This is a genomic window from Variovorax sp. N23, from assembly GCF_025486315.1.
Lineage (GTDB): Bacteria > Pseudomonadota > Gammaproteobacteria > Burkholderiales > Burkholderiaceae_C > Variovorax.
Genome location: NZ_JAOOPY010000021.1, coordinates 1 through 17,922 on the forward strand (window position 1 = coordinate 1; position 17,922 = coordinate 17,922).

Here is a 17,922-nt window from a genome sequence, read left to right on the forward strand (position 1 = left end):
GCACCTCGCTCAGAACGGGTGCATCGATTTTAATTTTGGAAGAGCGAGACTGGAAGTCTTTTCACACAGCCTCGGCCGACTGTAGCCTGTCGGCTACTTGGCGCTTCGGGCCCGAAGCGGCTGTACGCTCTCCTCCGAAGCCGACGTTCGGTGGAACGGCAACCGTTGCACGTGCAGTCGAAAAGTCATTGGGGGTGATGCTCCCGTGCGAGCTTTTCGTGCGAGCAGCCATCAACGGCACGGAATGCAAAGTTGATTCCAGGCCAACCGCAGACTGCTTGGTCGGAGACAATTCAACATGACCCCGCCGGCTTCATCCACTTTGCGACAGATTCCGGCGGGGGTCTGGGTACTGGGTTTTGTCAGCATGCTGATGGACATCTCCTCTGAGATGATTCACAGCCTGCTTCCCTTGTTCATGGTCACGACGCTCGGTACCAGCGTGCTTGCGGTCGGGCTCGTGGAGGGGCTGGCCGAATCGACCGCCCTCATCGTCAAGGTCTTCTCCGGCGCCCTGAGCGACTATTTGGGCAAGCGGAAAGGCTTGGCAGTAGCAGGCTATCTGCTCGGAGCCATCAGCAAGCCCTTGTTTGCATTGACGACAAGCCTCGGCGTGGTCGTCACGGCGCGCTTGCTAGACCGGGTCGGCAAGGGAATTCGAGGCGCACCGCGGGATGCTCTGGTGGCAGACCTCACCCCCAAGCACATGCGGGGAGCAGCATTCGGCTTGAGGCAGTCGCTCGATACGGTCGGCGCGTTCGTTGGTCCGTTGATTGCCGTCGGCCTAATGCTGCTCTGGGCCAACGATTTTCGAGCGGTGTTCTGGGTCGCGACGATACCCGCACTCCTCGCCGTAGCGCTCCTGTTGTTTGGACTGCGCGAGCCAAAGCGCGATGAGTCGCTTCCCAGAACCAATCCCATTCGCCGAGAGAACATCAAACGGCTACCTAAGGCCTACTGGTGGGTGGTCGGGGTCGGCACCATTTTCACGCTGGCACGATTCAGCGAAGCGTTTCTGGTCTTGCGCGCCCAACAGAGCGGCATACCGCCCGCGCTAGTCCCGCTGGTGATGGTCGCCATGAGCGTCGTTTACGCTGCGTCCGCATATCCATTCGGAAAACTGGCGGACGCGATGAGCCACCGCCGGCTCTTGGGCCTAGGCCTCCTCGTGCTATTGGCCGCCGACCTCGTCCTCGCCAGCGGCATGAACTGGATTGCCCTGTTCAGCGGCGTTGCACTGTGGGGAGTTCATATGGGCATGACGCAAGGCCTGCTTGCCACCATGGTGGCTGACACTGCACCTGAGGATTTGCGCGGTACCGCATATGGAGTGTTCAACCTCGCCGTCGGCCTTGCGATGCTTGCAGCCAGCACACTCGCAGGCGTCCTGTGGGACGCCTTTGGAGCGGCCTCGACCTTCTATACCGGCGCGGCAATCTGCTTGGTTGCGTTGTCTGCCATAGGCTGGCATGCTAAGGAACGCTCGGAACTCGTCTAAGCGACGTACTACGCTGTCGTTGTTACGTGTGCGATGCCAGTGAAATGTCCGCTGCTGGCCGAGGCTGTGTGAAAACTCGATTCGCTGGGCATCACTCCGAAACTCGACCTCTCAGATAGGCGCAGGCTGCGCTTTTTCGAATGCGCCAAGGGGTCAAGGACCCCTGAAAACATTGCCCAACAGGGTTTTCACACAGCCTCGGCCGAATTTTGCCTTTTTGAACGCCCGCCGTGCGGGCGTCGCGAACATCATGCGTCAGTTTGCTCGGCCATCTCCAGCGCATCTTCCACCTCGATGCAGAGGTAGCGCACGGTGCTTTCCAGCTTGGTATGTCCGAGCAAAAGCTGAACTGCGCGCAGATTCTTGGTTCGGCGATAGACCAGTGAGGCCTTCGTGCGCCGCATCGAATGCGTGCCGTAGGCCGCCGGATCCAACCCGATCTCCTCGACCCATCCGTCGACTATGCCCGCGTACTGGCGTGTTCCAGGGTGCGGAGATGTACTCACCCGGCTCGGAAACAGAAAGTCCTCGGCGCGAAGGTGGGCGACCTTCATCCAGTTCGCTACAGCTTCTCTTGTTGGGTCCGTAAGCTCGAATTGAACAGGACGCCCGGTCTTTTGCTGGATCACGCTGGCCCGTGCGGCAGCACGGTCACCGGTGGCAACGTCGCGCACACGTAGCTTGACCAGATCGCATGCTCGAAGCTTGCTGTCAATGCCCAAGTTGAACAGCGCCAGTTCGCGGGTTCGGCAGGAAAGCTGCAAGCGCACGCGGATCGCCCAGATCTCCTTGAGCTTGAAAGGCCTCTTCTGTCCGACGAGCTTGTCCTTGTTCCATGGAGGGCGGGGTGTTGAGACGGTCGGGGATTCCATGTCGGTCTCCTACGCAGTTTGGGGACCGACACTTTGCCCCTGCCCACATGGCTTCGCTGGGCCCAAGGCGGTCCGTCACCTCATCATCCGGTTCGCAGCCGAAAAGCCGACACCCGGAACATGCGCTGATGGACGCGAGCCCTTCGCTCAATATTTTCTGGGCTGAGTGAATTCACTCAGCCCCCCCCCTGACAATCCCTGCCCAACACCAACTTGTGTCGTTGATATCCATGAGTCGCCTTCCTGGTCTGGACCTGCTTCGTGCCATCGCCATCGTTTGGGTCATGTTTTTCCATTCATTCCTGGTTGGCGGGATGGGTCCAGCCTTCGAGTGGCTTTCGCGTTTTGGCTGGGCCGGCGTGGATATTTTTTTCGTACTCAGCGGCTTCTTGATCGGCACGCAGGTGCTCCGGCAGCTGCCGCGGAGCGCAGCCTTTTCAGTGCGCGACTTTTACGCGCGACGTGCTTGGCGCATCCTGCCGCCCTTTGCCGTGGTGTTGGCGCTCTATGCGTTCTTCCCGACTCTGCGCGAAGCGCCAGGGCTTCAGCCGTGGTGGCAGTTCGCTACGTTCACGATGAACTTGCTGATCGACTACGACCGCAACCAGGCGTTCTCGCACGCATGGTCCCTCTGTGTGGAGGAACACTTCTATCTCGTCTTTCCGCTTCTGGCGTGGTGGCTGACGAGGCGAGCATCCGCGTCGCGATTCCTAGGCGCTTGCGCGACCGCGGTGATACTTGGCATTGCACTGCGGGGCGCAACTTGGCTGCACTATACGGCGATCGATCCGCCGCGCAACTGGTTCATTGAGGAACTCTACTACCCCACGTGGATGCGCTTGGACGGCCTGCTAATGGGCGTGATGCTGGCAACCCTGCGGGTGTATCGGCCGCAGATTTGGACACGTCTGCAGCTACGTTCCAATGCCTTCTTGCTGGGAGGAGTGGTGGTGTGCTGCCTGGCGTTCTGGTTGTTTCGCGACCGCACGGGTCTTCTCGCCAATACGCTCGGCTGGCCATTGCTGTCATTCGGGTTCGGGCTGCTGGTGTTTGCCGGTGCAGATCGCCGTAGTCTTATCGGCCGTTGGCGGGCGCCAGGCGTGGGCTGGATTGCCACAATCTCGTACAGCCTCTATCTGAGCCACAAGATCGCTTTTCATGTCGTGCACGCGGTGGTCGCACCGTCGATGCAGGGTTACGATGTACTCCTGTTTCTGACATATTCGCTCGCCGCTCTTCTGCTTGGGGCAGCTCTGCACTACCTCGTCGAGCGCCCGTTCTTGCGCTGGCGCGATCAGCGGGTAAACGCATCAAAATCCGACCCGAAGCCCGCTACGGTGTAACACGGCCAGTGTTGGATCCCGCCTCAGTTCGCGGCGCGACATGACTGCAAAACATCCAGCCTCCGATGCGACAGCCCCGGGGGTGAACCCTGGCGGGCCGTGCCGCGACGCCCGCCCGGAAGCTGCCCATCGCCACCGACCGTTGATGGCCGAATTTTGCCGGTCGCCTCAGGGACTGCTCGCGTGGTCGAACGCTTTGGGCTCCGAGCCGTTCCTGTCTCGGTAGGCGGTGATGACCTCTTGGGCCTGAACGCGTTCACCCGCAGCCATCCTCCGCACGAAAGGTACGAGCCAGCCGGCATCAGCGCTCTCGAAGTGTGCGGCCCATGACGGCTCAAGAGCCTCGGCGGCGGCAAGGAAGGCCGCAGCCGCTCCGTGTCCAACCCCTTCCGCGACCCCGACCGGATGCTGCGCGCCCTCGAACGCCAGTGAAACCTCGTAGGGCCACAGAAAGTCCCCAGATGTCGGAAGCGGCTTGGTCGCGGTGGCAAGGACGTAGTAGGTAGCCATGGGCTTCAGTTGTAGCGAATTGAGAGGCTCTGTCGAATGGCCGGTTGTGGCCGAGAGCAGCCATCGCATTTACGATTGCCATTCCAGGACTTCATCACAATGGAAATCAAGATCAAGGCGAAACCGGACAGAGATGACTACTCATCGCTCCGGTATAGGGTGACCCCGTTCAGCGCTGCGGGCCACTACCCGCGGGGCATCTTCAGTTTTCCAACTGCCGCATTCGTCGCTGACGAAGAGGTCGTATTTGCTGTCACACATTGCTCAACCTGGCGCTCGCAGGAAGATCTCCCGTACAGCGAAGTCGATTGGATGAAGCCGGAGATCGTTCGACTGCTCGGCTCACTCATGTTCTGCGAGAGGTTCACCGAGCGTCGCTGCTGTTTCTATCCTCGAGTTCACGCTGATGTGATTCTCGGCAACGATCACTTGGATTTGCAGGATCATGGCTGCATCAGTCAGATCAAGGCCGCCGTCATCGGCGACAAGCGCTTCACGTCTCCGGCACTCTCTAAGAGTGAATGGCAGGGCGTCGGGGCGGAAGGCTACCTGTTCGATCCAGGTGAGTTGAACATTGATCTATGCGACGCCTATGCGCCGCAGGTGGTGCGCGACGCGATGCAGCCCGTCATCCAGCAGGTGCTGGCCCAGCGCAACCAGGCGCTGCTAACGATCGGCGTGCTCGCCACGCTGTGGACCGCATCGTCCGGCATGCAGGCGGTGCGCTCGGCGCTGAACCGTGCCTACGGCATCGAGCGGGGCCTGCCGTTCTGGAAGGCGCGCATCAAGTCGACCCTGTTCACGGTCGTCGTGGGTGCCGGCGTGCTGGCCGCCTTCAGCTCGGTGGTGGTCATGCCCTATGTGTGGGCGTTGCTCGAGAAGAGCGTCGGTGCCGGGCAGGACACGGTATGGCTGCGCAACAGCGTGCGCTACGGCTCGGCCTACGTCGTGCTGACGGTGCTGTATGCGCTGCTGTACGGCTGGCTGCCCGACATCCGCCAGCGGATCTACACCGTGATGCCGGGCGCCCTGATGGGCGCTGCGCTGTGGGTGGCGGCCGCCGCGACGCTGTCGTACACCCTGCGCAGCGCCGGCAAGCTGGCCTTGCTGTACGGCAGCTTCGCGGGCGTGGTGGCCACGCTGGTGTTTCTCTATATCAGCGCGACCACGCTGATCTTCGGCGCGGAGATCAACGGGGTGCTGCGCGAGAAGGTGGGGGGGCCTTCGCATGCGAATCCATGAACTCAAGCAGCGGCTGCGCGCGGCCGGCGCGGGGCCCAGCCATGAGCAGCGCATCCTCCGGCTGTGGTCGCATGCGCTGCCCCGCAACAGCGGCCGGCGGCTGCCCGCGAGCTTCTTCCCGTCATCGCTGATGGCAGTCCTGCCGGCCATCGAGGCCGAGCTGGCCGGGCTCGCACGCATCCAGTCCGTGCATCCGGGCGACGGTGGCGCCGAGCGACTGCTGGTCGCGCTGGCGGACGGGCAGACGGTGGAGAGCGTGCTGCTGCCCGGCGGCGGGCTGTGCGTCTCGTCGCAGGTGGGGTGCGCCGTCGGCTGCCGCTTCTGCATGACGGGCCGCGACGGCTTGCTGCGCCAGGTCGGCAGCGCCGAGATCATCGCCCAGGTCGCGCTCGCGCGGCTGCGCCGGCCGGTGCGCAAGGTCGTGTTCATGGGCATGGGCGAACCGGCCCACAACCTCGACAACGTGATGGAGGCCATCGAGCTACTGGGCACGGTGGGCAACGTCGGCCACAAGAACCTGGTGTTCTCCAGCGTCGGCGACCCGCGCGCGTTCGAGCGACTGCATCGGGAGCGCGTCAAGCCGGCGCTCGCGCTGTCGCTGCACACGACCCGGGCCGAACTTCGAAGAGAACTGCTTCCGCGCGCGCCGGCCATGACGCCCGAGGAACTGGTCGACGCCGGCGAGCGCTATGCCCGCGCCACCAGCTACCCGATCCAGTACCAGTGGACGCTGCTCGAAGGCGTCAACGACGGCGACGACGAGATCGAGGGCATCGTGCGGCTGCTGTCGGGCAAGTACGGCGTGCTCAACATGATTCCGTTCAACGCCGTCGATGGCGTGGCCTTCAGCCGCCCCGCGCTGGCGCGTTGCGAAGGGATGGCCCGCACGCTGCACGCGCGCGGCATCCTCACGAAGCTGCGGCACTCGGCCGGGCAGGACATCGACGGCGGCTGCGGTCAATTGCGCGCGCGCGCCGGCGAGGTGCCGATCGCGTTTCGCCGAGGTGTCGCGGCCCCGCCGATCGCCCGCTGAGGACCCGGTTGCACCCGCATCGCGCGCTGGCGGCAGCGGCGACTGTCACGCCATCTACGCGTAAACGCTGTACCGTGCCCGATTGTTGCTAGGGAAGAATTCCCGACGCACCGTCGCACTGGAATTCCGGCACAGCATGACCTCCTTCCGCGTTACCTCCGCCGTCGCACGCACCCTGGCGACCGCTGCCCTGACCCTGGGCGCGCTCGTTGCCGCGCATGCCGCGGCCAATCCGCCGATCCGCATGGCCGACGGCGTCGAATACATGTGCGGCGGCGCGGACAAGACCGAGGCGCAGTTCCTGCAGATGGTGTCGCCGCGCTGGGCCGCGACGCTCGAATTCGCCCTGGGGCAGGGCGCGCACGGAACGCTGCCGTCCGACGTGCAGGTCCTGGTGCGCGACAAGTACAACGGCAAGCTGGTGATGGAAACCACCGCCACCGGCCCGCTGATGCTGACGCGGCTCGAGCCTGGCTCTTACGACGTCGAAGCGACCCTCGGCGGCATCACGCTGACCCAGCAGGTGAACGTGTTCAACGGCATGCCGGTCAAGGCGCGCTTCGTCTGGCCGTCGAACATCGACGTGCCGCCGCTGGCCGGCAGCACCATCGTGACGCAGGACGCCTCGGCCGCGCGCCGCTGACGCACCGAAGGGGTCCGCCGCGGCGACCCAACCCGGGCACCCACACGCTCCCCGGCGCCTTCCTGGCGCCATTCTTCCCACCGCTCCCCTCGACGCTGGCACGGGCCTTGAATGCGCCCCTGCCGCCTCGCATCTGCGCCCCCTCGGGTTTCTCCCTTGCGCCACCCGCGCACCGCTCCGTCTCGTTCGCCGTCTCCGATCGCTCCCGCATGCCGCTACGCCCCCTGTCCATCCTCACCGCCCTGCTGCATGTCTACATCGGTCTGCGGCTGCTGCCGGCGCTGGCCGCGCTCACGCCGGTCGGGGCGCTGCTCCTGCTGGCCGCACTGGTCGTCTCCGCGGCGACCATCCCGCTGCCCTTCGTGGGCCTGCGCACGGCGCGGCCGCCGCTGCCCGATGCCTGGCGCTGGCTCGGCCTGATCAGCATGGGCTGGTTCTCGTCGATGTTCGTCCTCACGCTGGCGCGTGATGCGGGGCTCGCGCTCACCTGGGGGGGCCAGTGGGCGGCCGGCGGCCAGGTCGACTGGCCGGGCACGCAGGGGTGGAGTGCCGTCGCCGTCGTGCTGCTGGCCACGCTGGTCACGACGATCGGCTTCTTCAACGCACGCCGCACCGCGCGGGTGCGGACGGTCGAGGTGCCGATCGACGGCCTGCCGCCGGCCCTCATCGGCTTCACGATCGCGCAGCTCAGCGACATCCACGTCGGGCCGACCATCCGGCGCGGCTACATCCAGCGCATCGTCGACGCGGTGAACCGGCTGGAAGCCGATGCCATCGCCATCACCGGCGACCTGGTGGACGGCAGCGTGGCCGAGCTGCGCGACCACATCGCGCCCCTGGCCGACCTGCGCGCGCGACACGGCACCTTCGTGGTGACCGGCAACCACGAGTACTACGCGGGTGCGCACGCCTGGATCGACGAACTGCGCCGGCTCGGCCTGCGGGTGCTGCTCAACGAGCATGTGCTGCTGGCGGCCCGGCGCGCCAAGGGGGCGCAGACCGATGAAGAGGTCGGCGCGATGACGCTGGTGCTCGCCGGCGTGACCGACTACACCGCAGTGCACTTCGACGCCGCGCATGCCAGCGACCCGCAGGCCGCGCTCGCCGGCGCGCCCGACGCGATCACGACGCGGGTGCTGCTGGCGCACCAGCCGCGCAGCGCCCCGGCCGCGGCGGAAGCGGGCTTCCAGCTGCAGATCTCCGGCCACACGCACGGCGGCCAGTTCTTTCCCTGGAACCTGTTCGTGCCGCTGCAGCAGCCCTTCACCGCTGGCCTGAACCGCCTGGAGGGCATGTGGGTCTACACCAGCCGAGGCACCGGTTACTGGGGACCACCGAAGCGTTTCGGCGCGCCGTCGGAGATCACCTTGCTCCGACTGGTCGCGCGCTGATCAGGCCTCGGGCTGGGCGCCGAGCCGCCGCGCGTTGGCCGTGGCCTTGGCGTGGATCGGCTTGAGCCCGCGCTGCACGACACGCGCACTGGCACTGCTCACCTGCGTGGCCGTGGCGATGGCGCGGTGACCGGCGTTGAACAGCTCGTGGCTGTGCACGGCGGCCTGCGCCGGCGTGACACTGGTCGCCAGCCCTGCCCAGGCGGTCGCGCCACTGAGCCAGTGGCGTATCGAGCGGTTGAGCAATGCATAGCCCGTGGTGTGCATCTGGTTGACGATGGCCGTGCCGGATTCGCTCGCGGCAGCGAGTTTTTCCTGGCCCATCAACTGGAACTCGACCAGGTCGTCCTCACTCGGCGTGAGGCCGGCCCGGGCCATGCGTTCGGTGCGAATCTGGATGACGGAGCTGGAGGACAGGAGCATCTCCTGGGTCTTGAGCGCAACGTCGACCCACAGCATGAGGGGATTGAAAAAACGCGAGGAAAACGAGGAGGACATGGGCGTTTTTGCGGTGGCGAAGGGGCCACTATAGGCCGCGCCCGCCTTTTTTGCTGCGGTGCAGCATTCAAAAGGCGGGCGTCCTACGCATGCCTCGGCGAATCGCCAATTTTTTCGCGTTTTGCGATCGCATCGGGCATTCGCGGCAGCGGTCGGTCGCCTGCTTCAGCGGGGCCAAGGCTTCGACGGGGTCGGATGACAGGGTCCTGATGCAGCCAGGGCCTGCGCCTCGTCGGGAACGCCGGCCGCAGCGCGCTGCAGCGGCTGGTAGCAGGTGAGCCACGGCGCCTCGCCCGCATCGGGCGGCGGTGCATCCTCGCGCCGTGCGCCGGGGCCGATGTCGAGGTGGCCACCCTTGGCATCCTCACCGCCGTCCTCCGGCGGGAACCAGCGCGCCGACCGGCGCGGTGTGAGGATGGCCCAGTGCATCTGCGTGAAGCGCCGCACGAAGAAGGGCGCCACCGCCTCCACGATGTGGTGCTCGGGCTCGAACCACGCGATGTGCAGCGGCGGCAGCCCCTCGCCTCGGGCAAGGGGCCTGAAGCGCACGAAGGCCTTCATCTTGTGCATCTCGCGGCGCACCGCCTGCGCCATGTGCTGCGCACGCACGCGCTCCGCGTCGAGCGGGTCGTGCCGCAGTCCGGGCTCGTACACCAGACGCCACAGCAGACGGTAGAGCATGCCGAAACGGGCCGGGTCCGCATGCAGCACCACGATCTCGCACAGCCGAACGAAAGCCGGTGGCACGACGGCGGATGCACTGCTGTGACCGACCACGGTGCGTCGCGCCTCCAGCGCGGCGAAGAGGTCGCCCTCCGCGCTGGCCCGCGTGTGCCAGACGACCGCCTCGGGCGGCACCTGCCGCGCCAGCAGGCTCCGCGCTTCGTTGCGGAAGCCGGGCCAATCGGTGTCGCCTGCGAGCGTGACGGTCTGCGTTGTCATGCAGGCAATCTCGCGTGCGTGCCGCGCGCGCCTTGTAGGCGCTCAGGTGGAAAAGAGCGAGGCCTGCACCGGCGCGGCGCGCAGCGATCCATCGCTCGAAGCCGACGGCCGCCGTGGTGGGCACGCTGATCGAACCGCTGGTGGCCGCCCTGCCGGCCTGGCTGCTCGGGGCCGCGCCGATGCGGCCGCGTCAGTGGGGAGGCGCCTTGCTGCTGGGGGTTGCGATGGGGCTGCTGGCGCGGCGCGCGCGCAGCTCCATCGCCACGTAGGCGACGGTCGCGATGGCGAGCGGGGCCAGGTAGTAGAGGGCGCGATACCCGATGAGCCCCGCGAGGATCTGGCCCTGCGGCAGCCTGTGCGACAGCAAGGCCACGAACACCGCCTCCAGCACGCCCAGGCCGGCCGGCACGTGCGTGATCACGCCGGCCACCGCGCCGACCAGCAGCACGGCCAGCACCTCGGGATACGCCACCTTCTGCTGCAGCAGCAGCCACACCACGCCGCCCATCAGCGACCAGTTGGCACACGACAGGACGAGCTGCAGGAGCGCCATGCGCAGCGTGGGCACCTCCAGCGCGTGGCCGCGCAGGCGCAGCGTCTTTTCGTGCGCGGTGGCGCAGAGCACGAGGTAGCCGATGCCGATCGCGAGCAACACAGCGCCGAGCACACGCAATCCGCCGCTGCCGATCTTCCAGTCGGCCGGCAGCTCGAGCGGCCAGAAGCAGAAGGCCGCGCCAGCCACCACCAGATAACCGAACCAGTTCGTCAGCATGCTGAAGCCGAGCACGCGGGTGATCGTCGGGGTGTCCAGCCCGAGCCGCGAGTAGAGCCGGTAGCGGAAGGCGACGCCACCGACCAGCGACCCGAGGTTGAGGTTGAAGGCGTAGCTCACGAAGGTCACGCTCATCACCTTGGCGGCGCCGAGGGGGTGGCCGGTGAGGCGGCGGCCCAGCAGGTCGAAGGTGCTGTAGAGCGCGAAGCTGGCCGCGGCCAGTCCGGCCGCCAGGGCGAGCGTACTCGTCGGCAGTTTCGCGAAGGCGCGCAGCACATCGTCCCAGTCGATGCCGCGGGCCTGCTTCACCAGCAGCCAGACGACGAGCGCGAAGAAGACCCAGGTGCCGATGCGCTTGACCCACGGCCACCAGGGCCGCCGGCCGGATGAGGTCGTCTTGGCGGCGGCAGCGACCGGGGCCGCGGCCATCACGCGGCCGTCTCGGTGTGCGTGGCACCGCCGGCCGGCTCGGGCGGCGGATCGAGCGGCTTGAGCCGGGGCGCGTGGCGCGGCAGCCAGCCCGTGAGCGAGGGGTACCAGCGCAGGATGTGGAAGATGACGAAGCTGCGCACCAGGCGCCAGGCGCTCCACTCCGTGAGGTCTTCGGTCTGGATCTGCTTGCAGCCGTGTTCCATGAGGTGATCGAGCCGCTCCGACAGCACCTGGTTGAAGGCGCGGTCGCGCACGATCACGTTGGCCTCGAGGTTGAGCGACAGGCTCAGCGGGTCGAGGTTGCTCGAGCCCACCGTGCTCCAGCGGTCGTCCATCAACGCCACCTTGCCGTGCAGGGGACGCTCGCCGTATTCATAGATGCGCACCCCCGCATTCAAGAGGTGGTGGTAGAGCAGACTGGCCGCGGTCTTGACGATCGGCATGTCGGGCTCGCCTTGCAGGATGAGGCGCACATCGACGCCCCGACGCGCGGCGCGCCGCATTTCCTTGATGAGCCGGTAGCCGGGGAAGAAGTAGGCGTTGGCGATGACGATGCGCTCGCGCGCCGTGCGGATGGCCGCGCGGTAGTGGCGCTCGATGTCGTTGGTGTGGCGCCGGTTGTCGCGCGTGACGAGCTGCACTTCGGCCTCGCCGACGGGGCTGTTCAGCGCCTCGTGGTGGGCCGCCTTCAGGCGCCGGCGGAACCAGCCCGGGCCCTTGCCGCCGACGGCGATGGCATGGAGCACGAAGCGATGGATCTCGGCGACGATCGGGCCCCGAAGCTCGACCGCATAGTCCTGCTTGGCCTTCGGCCCGAAGTCCATCAGGTGGTCGGCCGAGTAGTTGATGCCGCCGACGAAGGCGCGATGCCCGTCGACCACCACGATCTTGCGATGCATCCGGCGGAACACGTTGAGGCGTTGGCCGAAGAATCGCCGGCCCGGGTCGAACACGCGCACCCTCACGCCCACCGACGTGAGCCCGCCGATGAACTCGGGCGACAGGTCGGGCGAGCCGAAGCCGTCGATCATCAGGTCGACCTTCACGCCGCGCTGGGCCGCCGCGCGCAGGACCGCATGCAAGCCTTGCCCGACCTTGTCATCGAACAGGATGAAGGTCTCGACGACCACCTCGCGCTGGGCCTCGCTGATCGCCTGGAAGACACGCGGGAAGAACTCCTCGCCGTTCTCGAGCAGCGCGAGCGCGTTGCCGCTCAGCCATCGCCGCGCGTTCACAACTCGATCTCCGCCACCAGGGGCGCATGGTCCGACAGGTGCGACCAGGGCTTGCGCGGCAGCACGATGGGCGCGTGCACGCCGGCGTTGCGCACGTAGATGCGGTCCAGCGGCAGCAGCGGGAACCGCGCCGGAAAGGTCTTGGCGGCCGCGCCGTGGGCGTGCACGAAGACTTCGCGCAGGCTCGCGCCTTCGGCCAGGACGTCGTGCGCCCGGCCGCGCCAGTCGTTGAAGTCGCCAGCGACCACCAAAGGCGCGTCCGCCGGCACCTCGTCGCGCACGATGTGGCAGAGCAGCTCGAGCTGCTGCTGCCGGTGCGACTCGGCCAGACCGAGGTGCGCGCAGATCACGTGCACCTCGCCCACGCGCCCCGGCACGCGCAGCGCGCAGTGCAGCAGACCCCGTTTCTCAGGCCCGGCGATCGACACGTCGTGGTTCGTGTAGCTCGCGATCGGGAACTTCGACAGCACGGCATTGCCATGGTGCCCCTTCGGATAGACCGCATTGCGCCCGTAGGCGAACTGCGGCCACATGGTGTCGGCCAGGAATTCGTAGTGCGGCGCCTCGGGCCAGTTGCTGTGCTTGCGAGCATGGCGGGCATGCGTGCCCTGCACCTCCTGCAGGAAGACCACGTCGGCACCGACCGTCCGCACCGCCTCGCGCAACTCCGGCAGGATGAACCTGCGGTTGAGCGCCGTGAACCCCTTGTGGGTGTTCACGGTCATGACCTTGAGCGACAGGGGCATGCGCTGCTCGGGGTTCGGGGGGGCGTCGCTCACGGCAGCAAAAGAGAAAAAGGCATGGCTTCGTTTGTAGGGCGATGCCCTCTCTCCCGCTGTAGGACGCCCCAGCGTCTTCGCCCGACCGATGCCCCGTCCTACAGGCCCGCGCCCCGACGCCTCACAGCGTCATGCAGCACCGGCTTCTACGGTGGGCTTCAACGGCGCGAAGAAGCTGTCGACACCCATCCCTTTCATCACCCTTCAAGGAAGACAACCATGACCAGAACCCTGACCCCGGCCATCGCATTCGCCGCCCTGCTGAGCGCAGGCGCCGCCTTCGCACAGGCGCCCGCGGCGGTGATACCGCCTTCGACCGCCGGCCAGGCCAGCACCGAATCGCGTGCCGGCGTGCCCAACCCCACCCAGCGGCCGGACGGCAGCATGCCCGCCTCGCGCGACGCGGTGAAGGCCGAGGCCCGCGCGAACAACCGCAACCCGGCCAACACCGCAACCCCGGGCGGAGAGCCCAGCACCCGGATGAACAACCAGCCCAACACCATGCCGCCGATGATGAGCGGAACGACCCGCGCCGAGGTGCGCCAGGACGCCGTGAAGCCCAAGCCGCAGTTCGGCCAGAAGGGCGAGCGCCCGGACGTGCCGACCAACCCGAAGAATTCGACCGGCACGCCCAAGTAAGCACGACGCCCCCGTGAAAAAGCCCGCGGCATCGCTGCCGCGGGCTTTTTCGTGGGTGCCACCGGCCGCAGGCCGGCGTGTCGATCAACCCTTCGCGGGCGGCTGACGATGGCCGTGCGGGCCCTGGTGCGGGCCGTGCTCGCCGTGGGCGCCGCGCGGACCGAAGCGCATCGCTTCCGCGTCGAAGGTCTTCTGCTGCGCCGGGTTGAGCGCCGCGTAGAAGGTGCGCGTCGCATCGGCACGCTGTGCGAAGCGCGCGGCGCGTTCGCTCTGGCGGGCCTGCATGCGGTCCAGGCGCTGGGGCGTCGTCAGCTTCTCGAACTCGGCGCGCATGGCGGCACGGTCCGGGCGCTGTGCGGGCGGTGCCGGCGGCTGGATGGCGCTGGTGAAAGCCGACCAGGCGCCTTCCTGCGAGGCCTCGATCTTCAGCTTGGTCTTGAGGTCGGCCAGGTGCTTGGCGCGGCGCTCCTGCATGCGCTCGAAGCCCTTGCCGTCACGCGGCTGGTGGCCGCGCACCTCCGGCTGGGCCGGCGAGGCGGCCTGCGTGATGGCGGGCGGCACATTGGAAGGCGGCGGCGTCTGGGCCGATGCGGCGAAGGTGGCCGAGGCCAGCAGGCTGGCCCACAGGATGCGTTGACGTGCGGTGATCATGAGAGCGTTTCCTTTCAGAGTGAGGACGCTGGCCTGCCGCGGGATCGTTCATCGAGGCTGCGGCGCCGGGGTCCTGCCTGTCGCCGTTGGGCAGCAGGTGAAGGGAAGTGTGGCGTCCGGATGTTTCGCCGGCTTGCCGCTGCGGTCAACGCTCGGTCAGCGCGCGTAAAGATGCGTGAACGGCGCTCAGCCCGCAGCGATGCGCGCCAGGGCGTCGCGGATGGCGGCCGGGTCGGTGGGCCGCACCAGCCGCTCGACCTCCTGGCCGTCGCGCAGGAAGACCAGCGTGGGCCACAGCTTGACGCGGAAGCTCCGGCCCAGCGGGCGGCCGCTGCCATCTTCGACCTTGAGGTGACGCACCTCGGCGTGCGCGGCGAAGGCCGCGTCGACCAGCGGCTGCGCCGCCTGGCAATGGCCGCACCAGTTGGTGCCGAAGTCGACCACGGCGGGGCCGCGCCATTGGTCGATGTCGGCGCGGGTCTCAGTTTCGGGGGTGTAGGGTGTGCTCATACGCGCTCCGTGTTCCCTCGATGGTGGCACGGGTGGCCTGCCCCCGTTGTCGGCCAGGATCTGAACGCCCGGGTGGCGCCGGTCATTCGAGCGCGGTCATTTCCCACGACACGTTCTGCCAGGCCACGCCGAAGCGTTCGTCGGCCCCGGCCGTCGTCTTGCGGCGCAGCGCGTCGAGCGCCCATTCCGCGCCAGCCTGCACGCTGTCGATCAGCGGCACCGGCACCTGCGACGCGATGTCCGCCGCGATGCCGGCCAGCCCGGCGCCGCCGAGGATCACGGCCTGCGCCTTGAAGCGCTCGGCCGCCTGGCAGCAGGCGTCGGCCAGCAGCTGGCGCGCGCCGGCCGGGTCGGCCATCAGCTGCGCACCGGTCGGCGCGACCGTGTGGATGCCCGCCAGCGTCTGCGTGTGGCCCAGCGCGCCGGCCAGGCGCGACAGCATCGGGCGCCAGCGCTCGCCGCCGGTCACGATGGCGAAGCGGCCATGCCAGGCGGCCGCCGAGAAGGCCGCCTCGGCCAGACCGCCCACCGGCACACCGGCGCCTTCGCGCAGCGCGAAGAGACCCGGGTCGCCGAAGCAGCCGATCAGCACCGCGTCGGGCTTGCCGCCGTCCTTGGCGACGGTGGCCGCCCAGGCGTCGATCACCGAGTGATTCGCCACCGCGTAGGTGGCCTCGGACGAGATGTACGGCGCGCCGAAGCGGGCCGTGACGCTCTGCACGTCGACCGCTGCACCGACCGCCTTCTGCACATGTTGCTGCAGCAGGGCGGTGACGGACGCCGAGGTGTTGGGGTTGATGACGAGCAGGCGCGGCACGGGAACCCTTCAGCGACGGCGGGTGGCGCGACGGCGCAGCAGCGAGGCCGCGCCGAGCGCGGCCGCCATCACGCCCAGCGAAACCACGGTGGTGACCGTGCCCAGCGCGTAGATCGACGGCGTGGTCACGGTGGAAGTCAGGCCCTGCAGCTCGAGCGGCAGCGTGTTGACGTCGCCGATGGCCTGCGAGGTCCGCGCGATCTCGTCCCAGCTCAGCGTGAAGCCGAACATGCCGATGCCGACGATCGACGGCCCGATCAGCGGCAGCACGACGTGGCGGAAGGTCTGCCAGGGCGTGGCGCCGAGGTCGCGTGCGGCTTCCTCGTAGGCCGGGTTGAAGCGGTTGAACACCGCGAACATGATGAGCAGGCCGAAGGGCAGTGTCCATGTCAGGTGCGCGCCGAGGGCCGAGGTGAACAGGCCGAGCGCGGTGCCGTAGTTCTCGAGCGTGCTGGTGGCGTCGATGGCGGTCAGCGCCTCCTTGATGCCGGTGTCGAGCAGGCGGAACTGCAGGCCGATGCCCAGCGAGATGATGATCGACGGCATGATCAGGCTGGCCACCGTGACGAAGAAGAGCAGGTTGCTGCCCGCGAGCTTCTTGCGGAAGGCCAGGCCCGCCAGCACCGACAGCACCACGGTGAAGGCCATCACCACCGCGCCCAGCGCCAGCGAGCGCCGGAAGGCCGCGCCGATGTCGACCGTGCCCAGCCCCTCGGCCAGCTTGTAGAACCAGTGCAGCGACACGCCGCGCAGCGGGAAGGTCAGGCCGCCTTCGGGGCCCTGGAAGCTGAGCACGAAGATCGTGATCATCGGGCCGTAGAGGAACAGCACGAAGAGCGCGAAGACGAGCGCCAAAGGCCAGAAGCCGGCTGCGCGTTTTTCGCCGATGCGGTTGCTCATTTTTCTTGTACCCGGTTGGCGCGTGCCGAGGCCACGGGGTATCCCCCTCCGCGAATGTCCCCCGCCGACTGCGTCGGCTCCTCCTTTATTTCGCTGCGGGGGACACCCCATGCCCTCGGCACGGGACGCGCTGCGTCGTACTGGCCGTGGATCAACCATCGCCGTGACGGATCGCGTCGATGGCGTGCTCTGCGCAGCGAAATAAAGGAGGAGGCCGCAGGCCGGGGGACATTCGCGGAGCAGAGGACGCCGTCGGCGCGATCCCGCCCACAGTCGATCGAAGGACTCCGTCGCACCTAGAGCTCCTTCCGAATGTCAACGAGCCGCGTCAGGCCCCAAATGATCATCAGCACCACCGCCAGCAGAATCATCGCGTTGGCCGCCGCCAGCGGGAACTGCAGGTAGGACGTCTGCACCTGGATGATCTTGCCGATGGAGGCGATCTGCTGGCCACCCATCACGCCGATGGTGACGAAGTCGCCCATGACGATCGTGATGACGAAGATCGAGCCGATCAGGATGCCGGTGCGCGAGAGCGGCACGATCACGTTCCACAGCGTCTGCCAGCCGGTGGCGCCCGAGTCGTTGGCGGCTTCGAGCAACGAACGGTCGATGCGCATCATCGAGTTGAAGATCGGCACGATCATGAACATCGTGTAGAGGTGCACGAAGGCGAGCACCACCGAGAAATCGGAGAACAGCAGCCACTCGACCGGTTCGTTCACCAGGCCGATGCCCATCAACCCCTGGTTGACCAGCCCGTTGCGGCCCAGCAGCGGCACCCACGAGATCATGCGGATCACGTTCGACGTCCAGAAGGGCACGGTGCACAGCACGAACAGCACCGTCTGCATCGTCGACGAGCGCACATGGAAGGCCAGGAAGTACGCGACCGAGAAGCCGACGAGCAGCGTGATGCCCCACACCAGCAGACAGAACTTGAGCGTGCTGAGGTAGGTGCTGAGCGTGACGCACAGGTCCCCGTTGTCGGTGAGCTGCGAGCAGCCTTCGAACAGGCTGAAGTAGTTGCGCAGCGTGACCGCGGGGATCAGCTCGTACTCGTTGAAATTCCACAGGCTGACCATCGCGATCAGTGCCAGCGGGATCAGGAAGAACAGCAGGAACACCAGCGCGAACGGCGCCGCCTGCCACCACGCCTTGACGGCATGGACAGAGGGGCTGGGCGCGTGCGCGCTGGTGGTGGGGGCGCTCACG

Annotated in this window: 19 protein-coding genes; 7 read left to right on the forward strand and 12 right to left on the reverse strand. The window is 67.2% G+C overall.

Going from position 1 to position 17,922, the window contains the following annotated elements; all coding sequences use genetic code 11:
* The first annotated feature begins 298 nt into the window (after positions 1–298).
* A complete protein-coding gene (locus tag N8A90_RS23295) occupies positions 299–1,498 on the forward strand; it encodes an MFS transporter (protein WP_262077610.1) in 1,200 nt (399 codons plus the stop codon).
* A 248-nt stretch (positions 1,499–1,746) separates the two neighbouring features.
* On the opposite strand, the gene N8A90_RS23300 is transcribed toward N8A90_RS23295, so the two are convergent.
* Positions 1,747–2,370, reverse strand: coding sequence for a tyrosine-type recombinase/integrase (locus tag N8A90_RS23300; protein WP_262077611.1), 624 nt, complete (start codon positions 2,368–2,370; stop codon positions 1,747–1,749).
* A 230-nt stretch (positions 2,371–2,600) separates the two neighbouring features.
* Here N8A90_RS23300 and N8A90_RS23305 point away from each other — a divergent pair, with 230 nt between their 5' ends.
* Positions 2,601–3,713, forward strand: coding sequence for an acyltransferase family protein (locus N8A90_RS23305; RefSeq protein ID WP_262077612.1), 1,113 nt, complete (start codon positions 2,601–2,603; stop codon positions 3,711–3,713).
* Positions 3,714–3,881: 168 nt separating this feature from the next.
* On the opposite strand, the gene N8A90_RS23310 is transcribed toward N8A90_RS23305, so the two are convergent.
* Complete coding sequence (locus N8A90_RS23310; protein WP_262077613.1) at positions 3,882–4,223, reverse strand: hypothetical protein; 342 nt, start codon at positions 4,221–4,223, stop codon at positions 3,882–3,884.
* Positions 4,224–4,322: 99 nt separating this feature from the next.
* On the opposite strand from N8A90_RS23310, the gene N8A90_RS23315 reads away from it, so the two are divergent.
* From N8A90_RS23315 to N8A90_RS23330, 4 genes are all read left to right on the forward strand, one after another.
* Positions 4,323–5,465, forward strand: a complete 1,143-nt coding sequence (locus tag N8A90_RS23315) for a YihY/virulence factor BrkB family protein (RefSeq protein WP_262077614.1) — start codon at positions 4,323–4,325, stop codon at positions 5,463–5,465.
* On the forward strand, positions 5,452–6,498 hold the full coding sequence (locus N8A90_RS23320) for an RNA methyltransferase (protein ID WP_262077615.1): 1,047 nt from the start codon (positions 5,452–5,454) through the stop codon (positions 6,496–6,498). The genes N8A90_RS23315 and N8A90_RS23320 overlap by 14 nt, the downstream gene beginning before the upstream one ends.
* 136 nt (positions 6,499–6,634) lie before the next feature.
* Positions 6,635–7,141, forward strand: a complete 507-nt coding sequence (locus tag N8A90_RS23325; RefSeq protein ID WP_262077616.1) for a hypothetical protein — start codon at positions 6,635–6,637, stop codon at positions 7,139–7,141.
* A gap of 209 nt (positions 7,142–7,350) precedes the next feature.
* Positions 7,351–8,532 carry a metallophosphoesterase gene (locus N8A90_RS23330; RefSeq protein ID WP_262077617.1) on the forward strand — a complete coding sequence of 394 codons (1,182 nt, stop codon included), beginning with the start codon at positions 7,351–7,353 and terminating at the stop codon, positions 8,530–8,532.
* On the opposite strand, the gene N8A90_RS23335 is transcribed toward N8A90_RS23330, so the two are convergent.
* The 5 genes from N8A90_RS23335 to N8A90_RS23355 form a co-directional block, all read right to left on the reverse strand.
* Complete coding sequence (locus N8A90_RS23335) at positions 8,533–8,991, reverse strand: polyhydroxyalkanoate granule-associated phasin (RefSeq protein WP_262077618.1); 459 nt, start codon at positions 8,989–8,991, stop codon at positions 8,533–8,535.
* A 204-nt stretch (positions 8,992–9,195) separates the two neighbouring features.
* Positions 9,196–9,972 (reverse strand): TIGR03915 family putative DNA repair protein, encoded by a 777-nt coding sequence (locus tag N8A90_RS23340; RefSeq protein WP_262077619.1) that lies wholly within the window; start codon positions 9,970–9,972, stop codon positions 9,196–9,198.
* Positions 9,973–10,162: 190 nt separating this feature from the next.
* A complete protein-coding gene (locus N8A90_RS23345) occupies positions 10,163–11,173 on the reverse strand; it encodes a lysylphosphatidylglycerol synthase domain-containing protein (protein WP_262077687.1) in 1,011 nt (336 codons plus the stop codon).
* Positions 11,173–12,411, reverse strand: coding sequence for a cardiolipin synthase ClsB (clsB, locus tag N8A90_RS23350; RefSeq protein ID WP_262077620.1), 1,239 nt, complete (start codon positions 12,409–12,411; stop codon positions 11,173–11,175). The genes N8A90_RS23345 and clsB overlap by 1 nt, the downstream gene beginning before the upstream one ends.
* Positions 12,408–13,157 (reverse strand): endonuclease/exonuclease/phosphatase family protein, encoded by a 750-nt coding sequence (locus N8A90_RS23355; protein WP_262077689.1) that lies wholly within the window; start codon positions 13,155–13,157, stop codon positions 12,408–12,410. Before N8A90_RS23355 ends, clsB begins: the two co-directional genes overlap by 4 nt.
* A gap of 252 nt (positions 13,158–13,409) precedes the next feature.
* On the opposite strand from N8A90_RS23355, the gene N8A90_RS23360 reads away from it, so the two are divergent.
* The gene (locus N8A90_RS23360) at positions 13,410–13,829 is read left to right on the forward strand and encodes a serine/threonine protein kinase (RefSeq protein ID WP_262077621.1); all 420 of its coding nucleotides are present in this window, start codon (positions 13,410–13,412) and stop codon (positions 13,827–13,829) included.
* An 84-nt stretch (positions 13,830–13,913) separates the two neighbouring features.
* Here N8A90_RS23360 and N8A90_RS23365 read toward each other — a convergent pair whose 3' ends face one another.
* The 5 genes from N8A90_RS23365 to N8A90_RS23385 all read right to left on the reverse strand — a co-directional run bounded on the left by N8A90_RS23365 (position 13,914) and on the right by N8A90_RS23385 (position 17,921).
* Positions 13,914–14,480: a Spy/CpxP family protein refolding chaperone gene (locus tag N8A90_RS23365; RefSeq protein ID WP_262077622.1), complete on the reverse strand. Its 567-nt coding sequence runs from the start codon at positions 14,478–14,480 to the stop codon at positions 13,914–13,916.
* 186 nt (positions 14,481–14,666) lie between these two features.
* Complete coding sequence (locus tag N8A90_RS23370) at positions 14,667–14,990, reverse strand: thioredoxin family protein (RefSeq protein WP_262077623.1); 324 nt, start codon at positions 14,988–14,990, stop codon at positions 14,667–14,669.
* An 82-nt stretch (positions 14,991–15,072) separates the two neighbouring features.
* On the reverse strand, positions 15,073–15,807 hold the full coding sequence (locus N8A90_RS23375) for an aspartate/glutamate racemase family protein (RefSeq protein ID WP_262077624.1): 735 nt from the start codon (positions 15,805–15,807) through the stop codon (positions 15,073–15,075).
* A 9-nt stretch (positions 15,808–15,816) separates the two neighbouring features.
* A complete protein-coding gene (locus N8A90_RS23380; RefSeq protein ID WP_262077625.1) occupies positions 15,817–16,707 on the reverse strand; it encodes an ABC transporter permease in 891 nt (296 codons plus the stop codon).
* A gap of 296 nt (positions 16,708–17,003) precedes the next feature.
* Positions 17,004–17,921 carry an ABC transporter permease gene (locus tag N8A90_RS23385; protein ID WP_262077626.1) on the reverse strand — a complete coding sequence of 306 codons (918 nt, stop codon included), beginning with the start codon at positions 17,919–17,921 and terminating at the stop codon, positions 17,004–17,006.
* Between the last annotated feature and the right edge of the window lies 1 nt (position 17,922).

Coding starts and splice junctions, on each gene's coding strand:
- N8A90_RS23295 (WP_262077610.1), top strand. CDS start 299: ATGACCCCGCCGGCTTCATCCACTTTGCGACAGATTCCGGCGGGGGTC.
- N8A90_RS23300 (WP_262077611.1), bottom strand. CDS start 2,370: ATGGAATCCCCGACCGTCTCAACACCCCGCCCTCCATGGAACAAGGAC.
- N8A90_RS23305 (WP_262077612.1), top strand. CDS start 2,601: ATGAGTCGCCTTCCTGGTCTGGACCTGCTTCGTGCCATCGCCATCGTT.
- N8A90_RS23310 (WP_262077613.1), bottom strand. CDS start 4,223: ATGGCTACCTACTACGTCCTTGCCACCGCGACCAAGCCGCTTCCGACA.
- N8A90_RS23315 (WP_262077614.1), top strand. CDS start 4,323: ATGGAAATCAAGATCAAGGCGAAACCGGACAGAGATGACTACTCATCG.
- N8A90_RS23320 (WP_262077615.1), top strand. CDS start 5,452: ATGCGAATCCATGAACTCAAGCAGCGGCTGCGCGCGGCCGGCGCGGGG.
- N8A90_RS23325 (WP_262077616.1), top strand. CDS start 6,635: ATGACCTCCTTCCGCGTTACCTCCGCCGTCGCACGCACCCTGGCGACC.
- N8A90_RS23330 (WP_262077617.1), top strand. CDS start 7,351: ATGCCGCTACGCCCCCTGTCCATCCTCACCGCCCTGCTGCATGTCTAC.
- N8A90_RS23335 (WP_262077618.1), bottom strand. CDS start 8,991: ATGCTGTGGGTCGACGTTGCGCTCAAGACCCAGGAGATGCTCCTGTCC.
- N8A90_RS23340 (WP_262077619.1), bottom strand. CDS start 9,972: ATGACAACGCAGACCGTCACGCTCGCAGGCGACACCGATTGGCCCGGC.
- N8A90_RS23345 (WP_262077687.1), bottom strand. CDS start 11,173: ATGGCCGCGGCCCCGGTCGCTGCCGCCGCCAAGACGACCTCATCCGGC.
- N8A90_RS23355 (WP_262077689.1), bottom strand. CDS start 13,157: ATGCCCCTGTCGCTCAAGGTCATGACCGTGAACACCCACAAGGGGTTC.
- N8A90_RS23360 (WP_262077621.1), top strand. CDS start 13,410: ATGACCAGAACCCTGACCCCGGCCATCGCATTCGCCGCCCTGCTGAGC.
- N8A90_RS23365 (WP_262077622.1), bottom strand. CDS start 14,480: ATGATCACCGCACGTCAACGCATCCTGTGGGCCAGCCTGCTGGCCTCG.
- N8A90_RS23370 (WP_262077623.1), bottom strand. CDS start 14,990: ATGAGCACACCCTACACCCCCGAAACTGAGACCCGCGCCGACATCGAC.
- N8A90_RS23380 (WP_262077625.1), bottom strand. CDS start 16,707: ATGAGCAACCGCATCGGCGAAAAACGCGCAGCCGGCTTCTGGCCTTTG.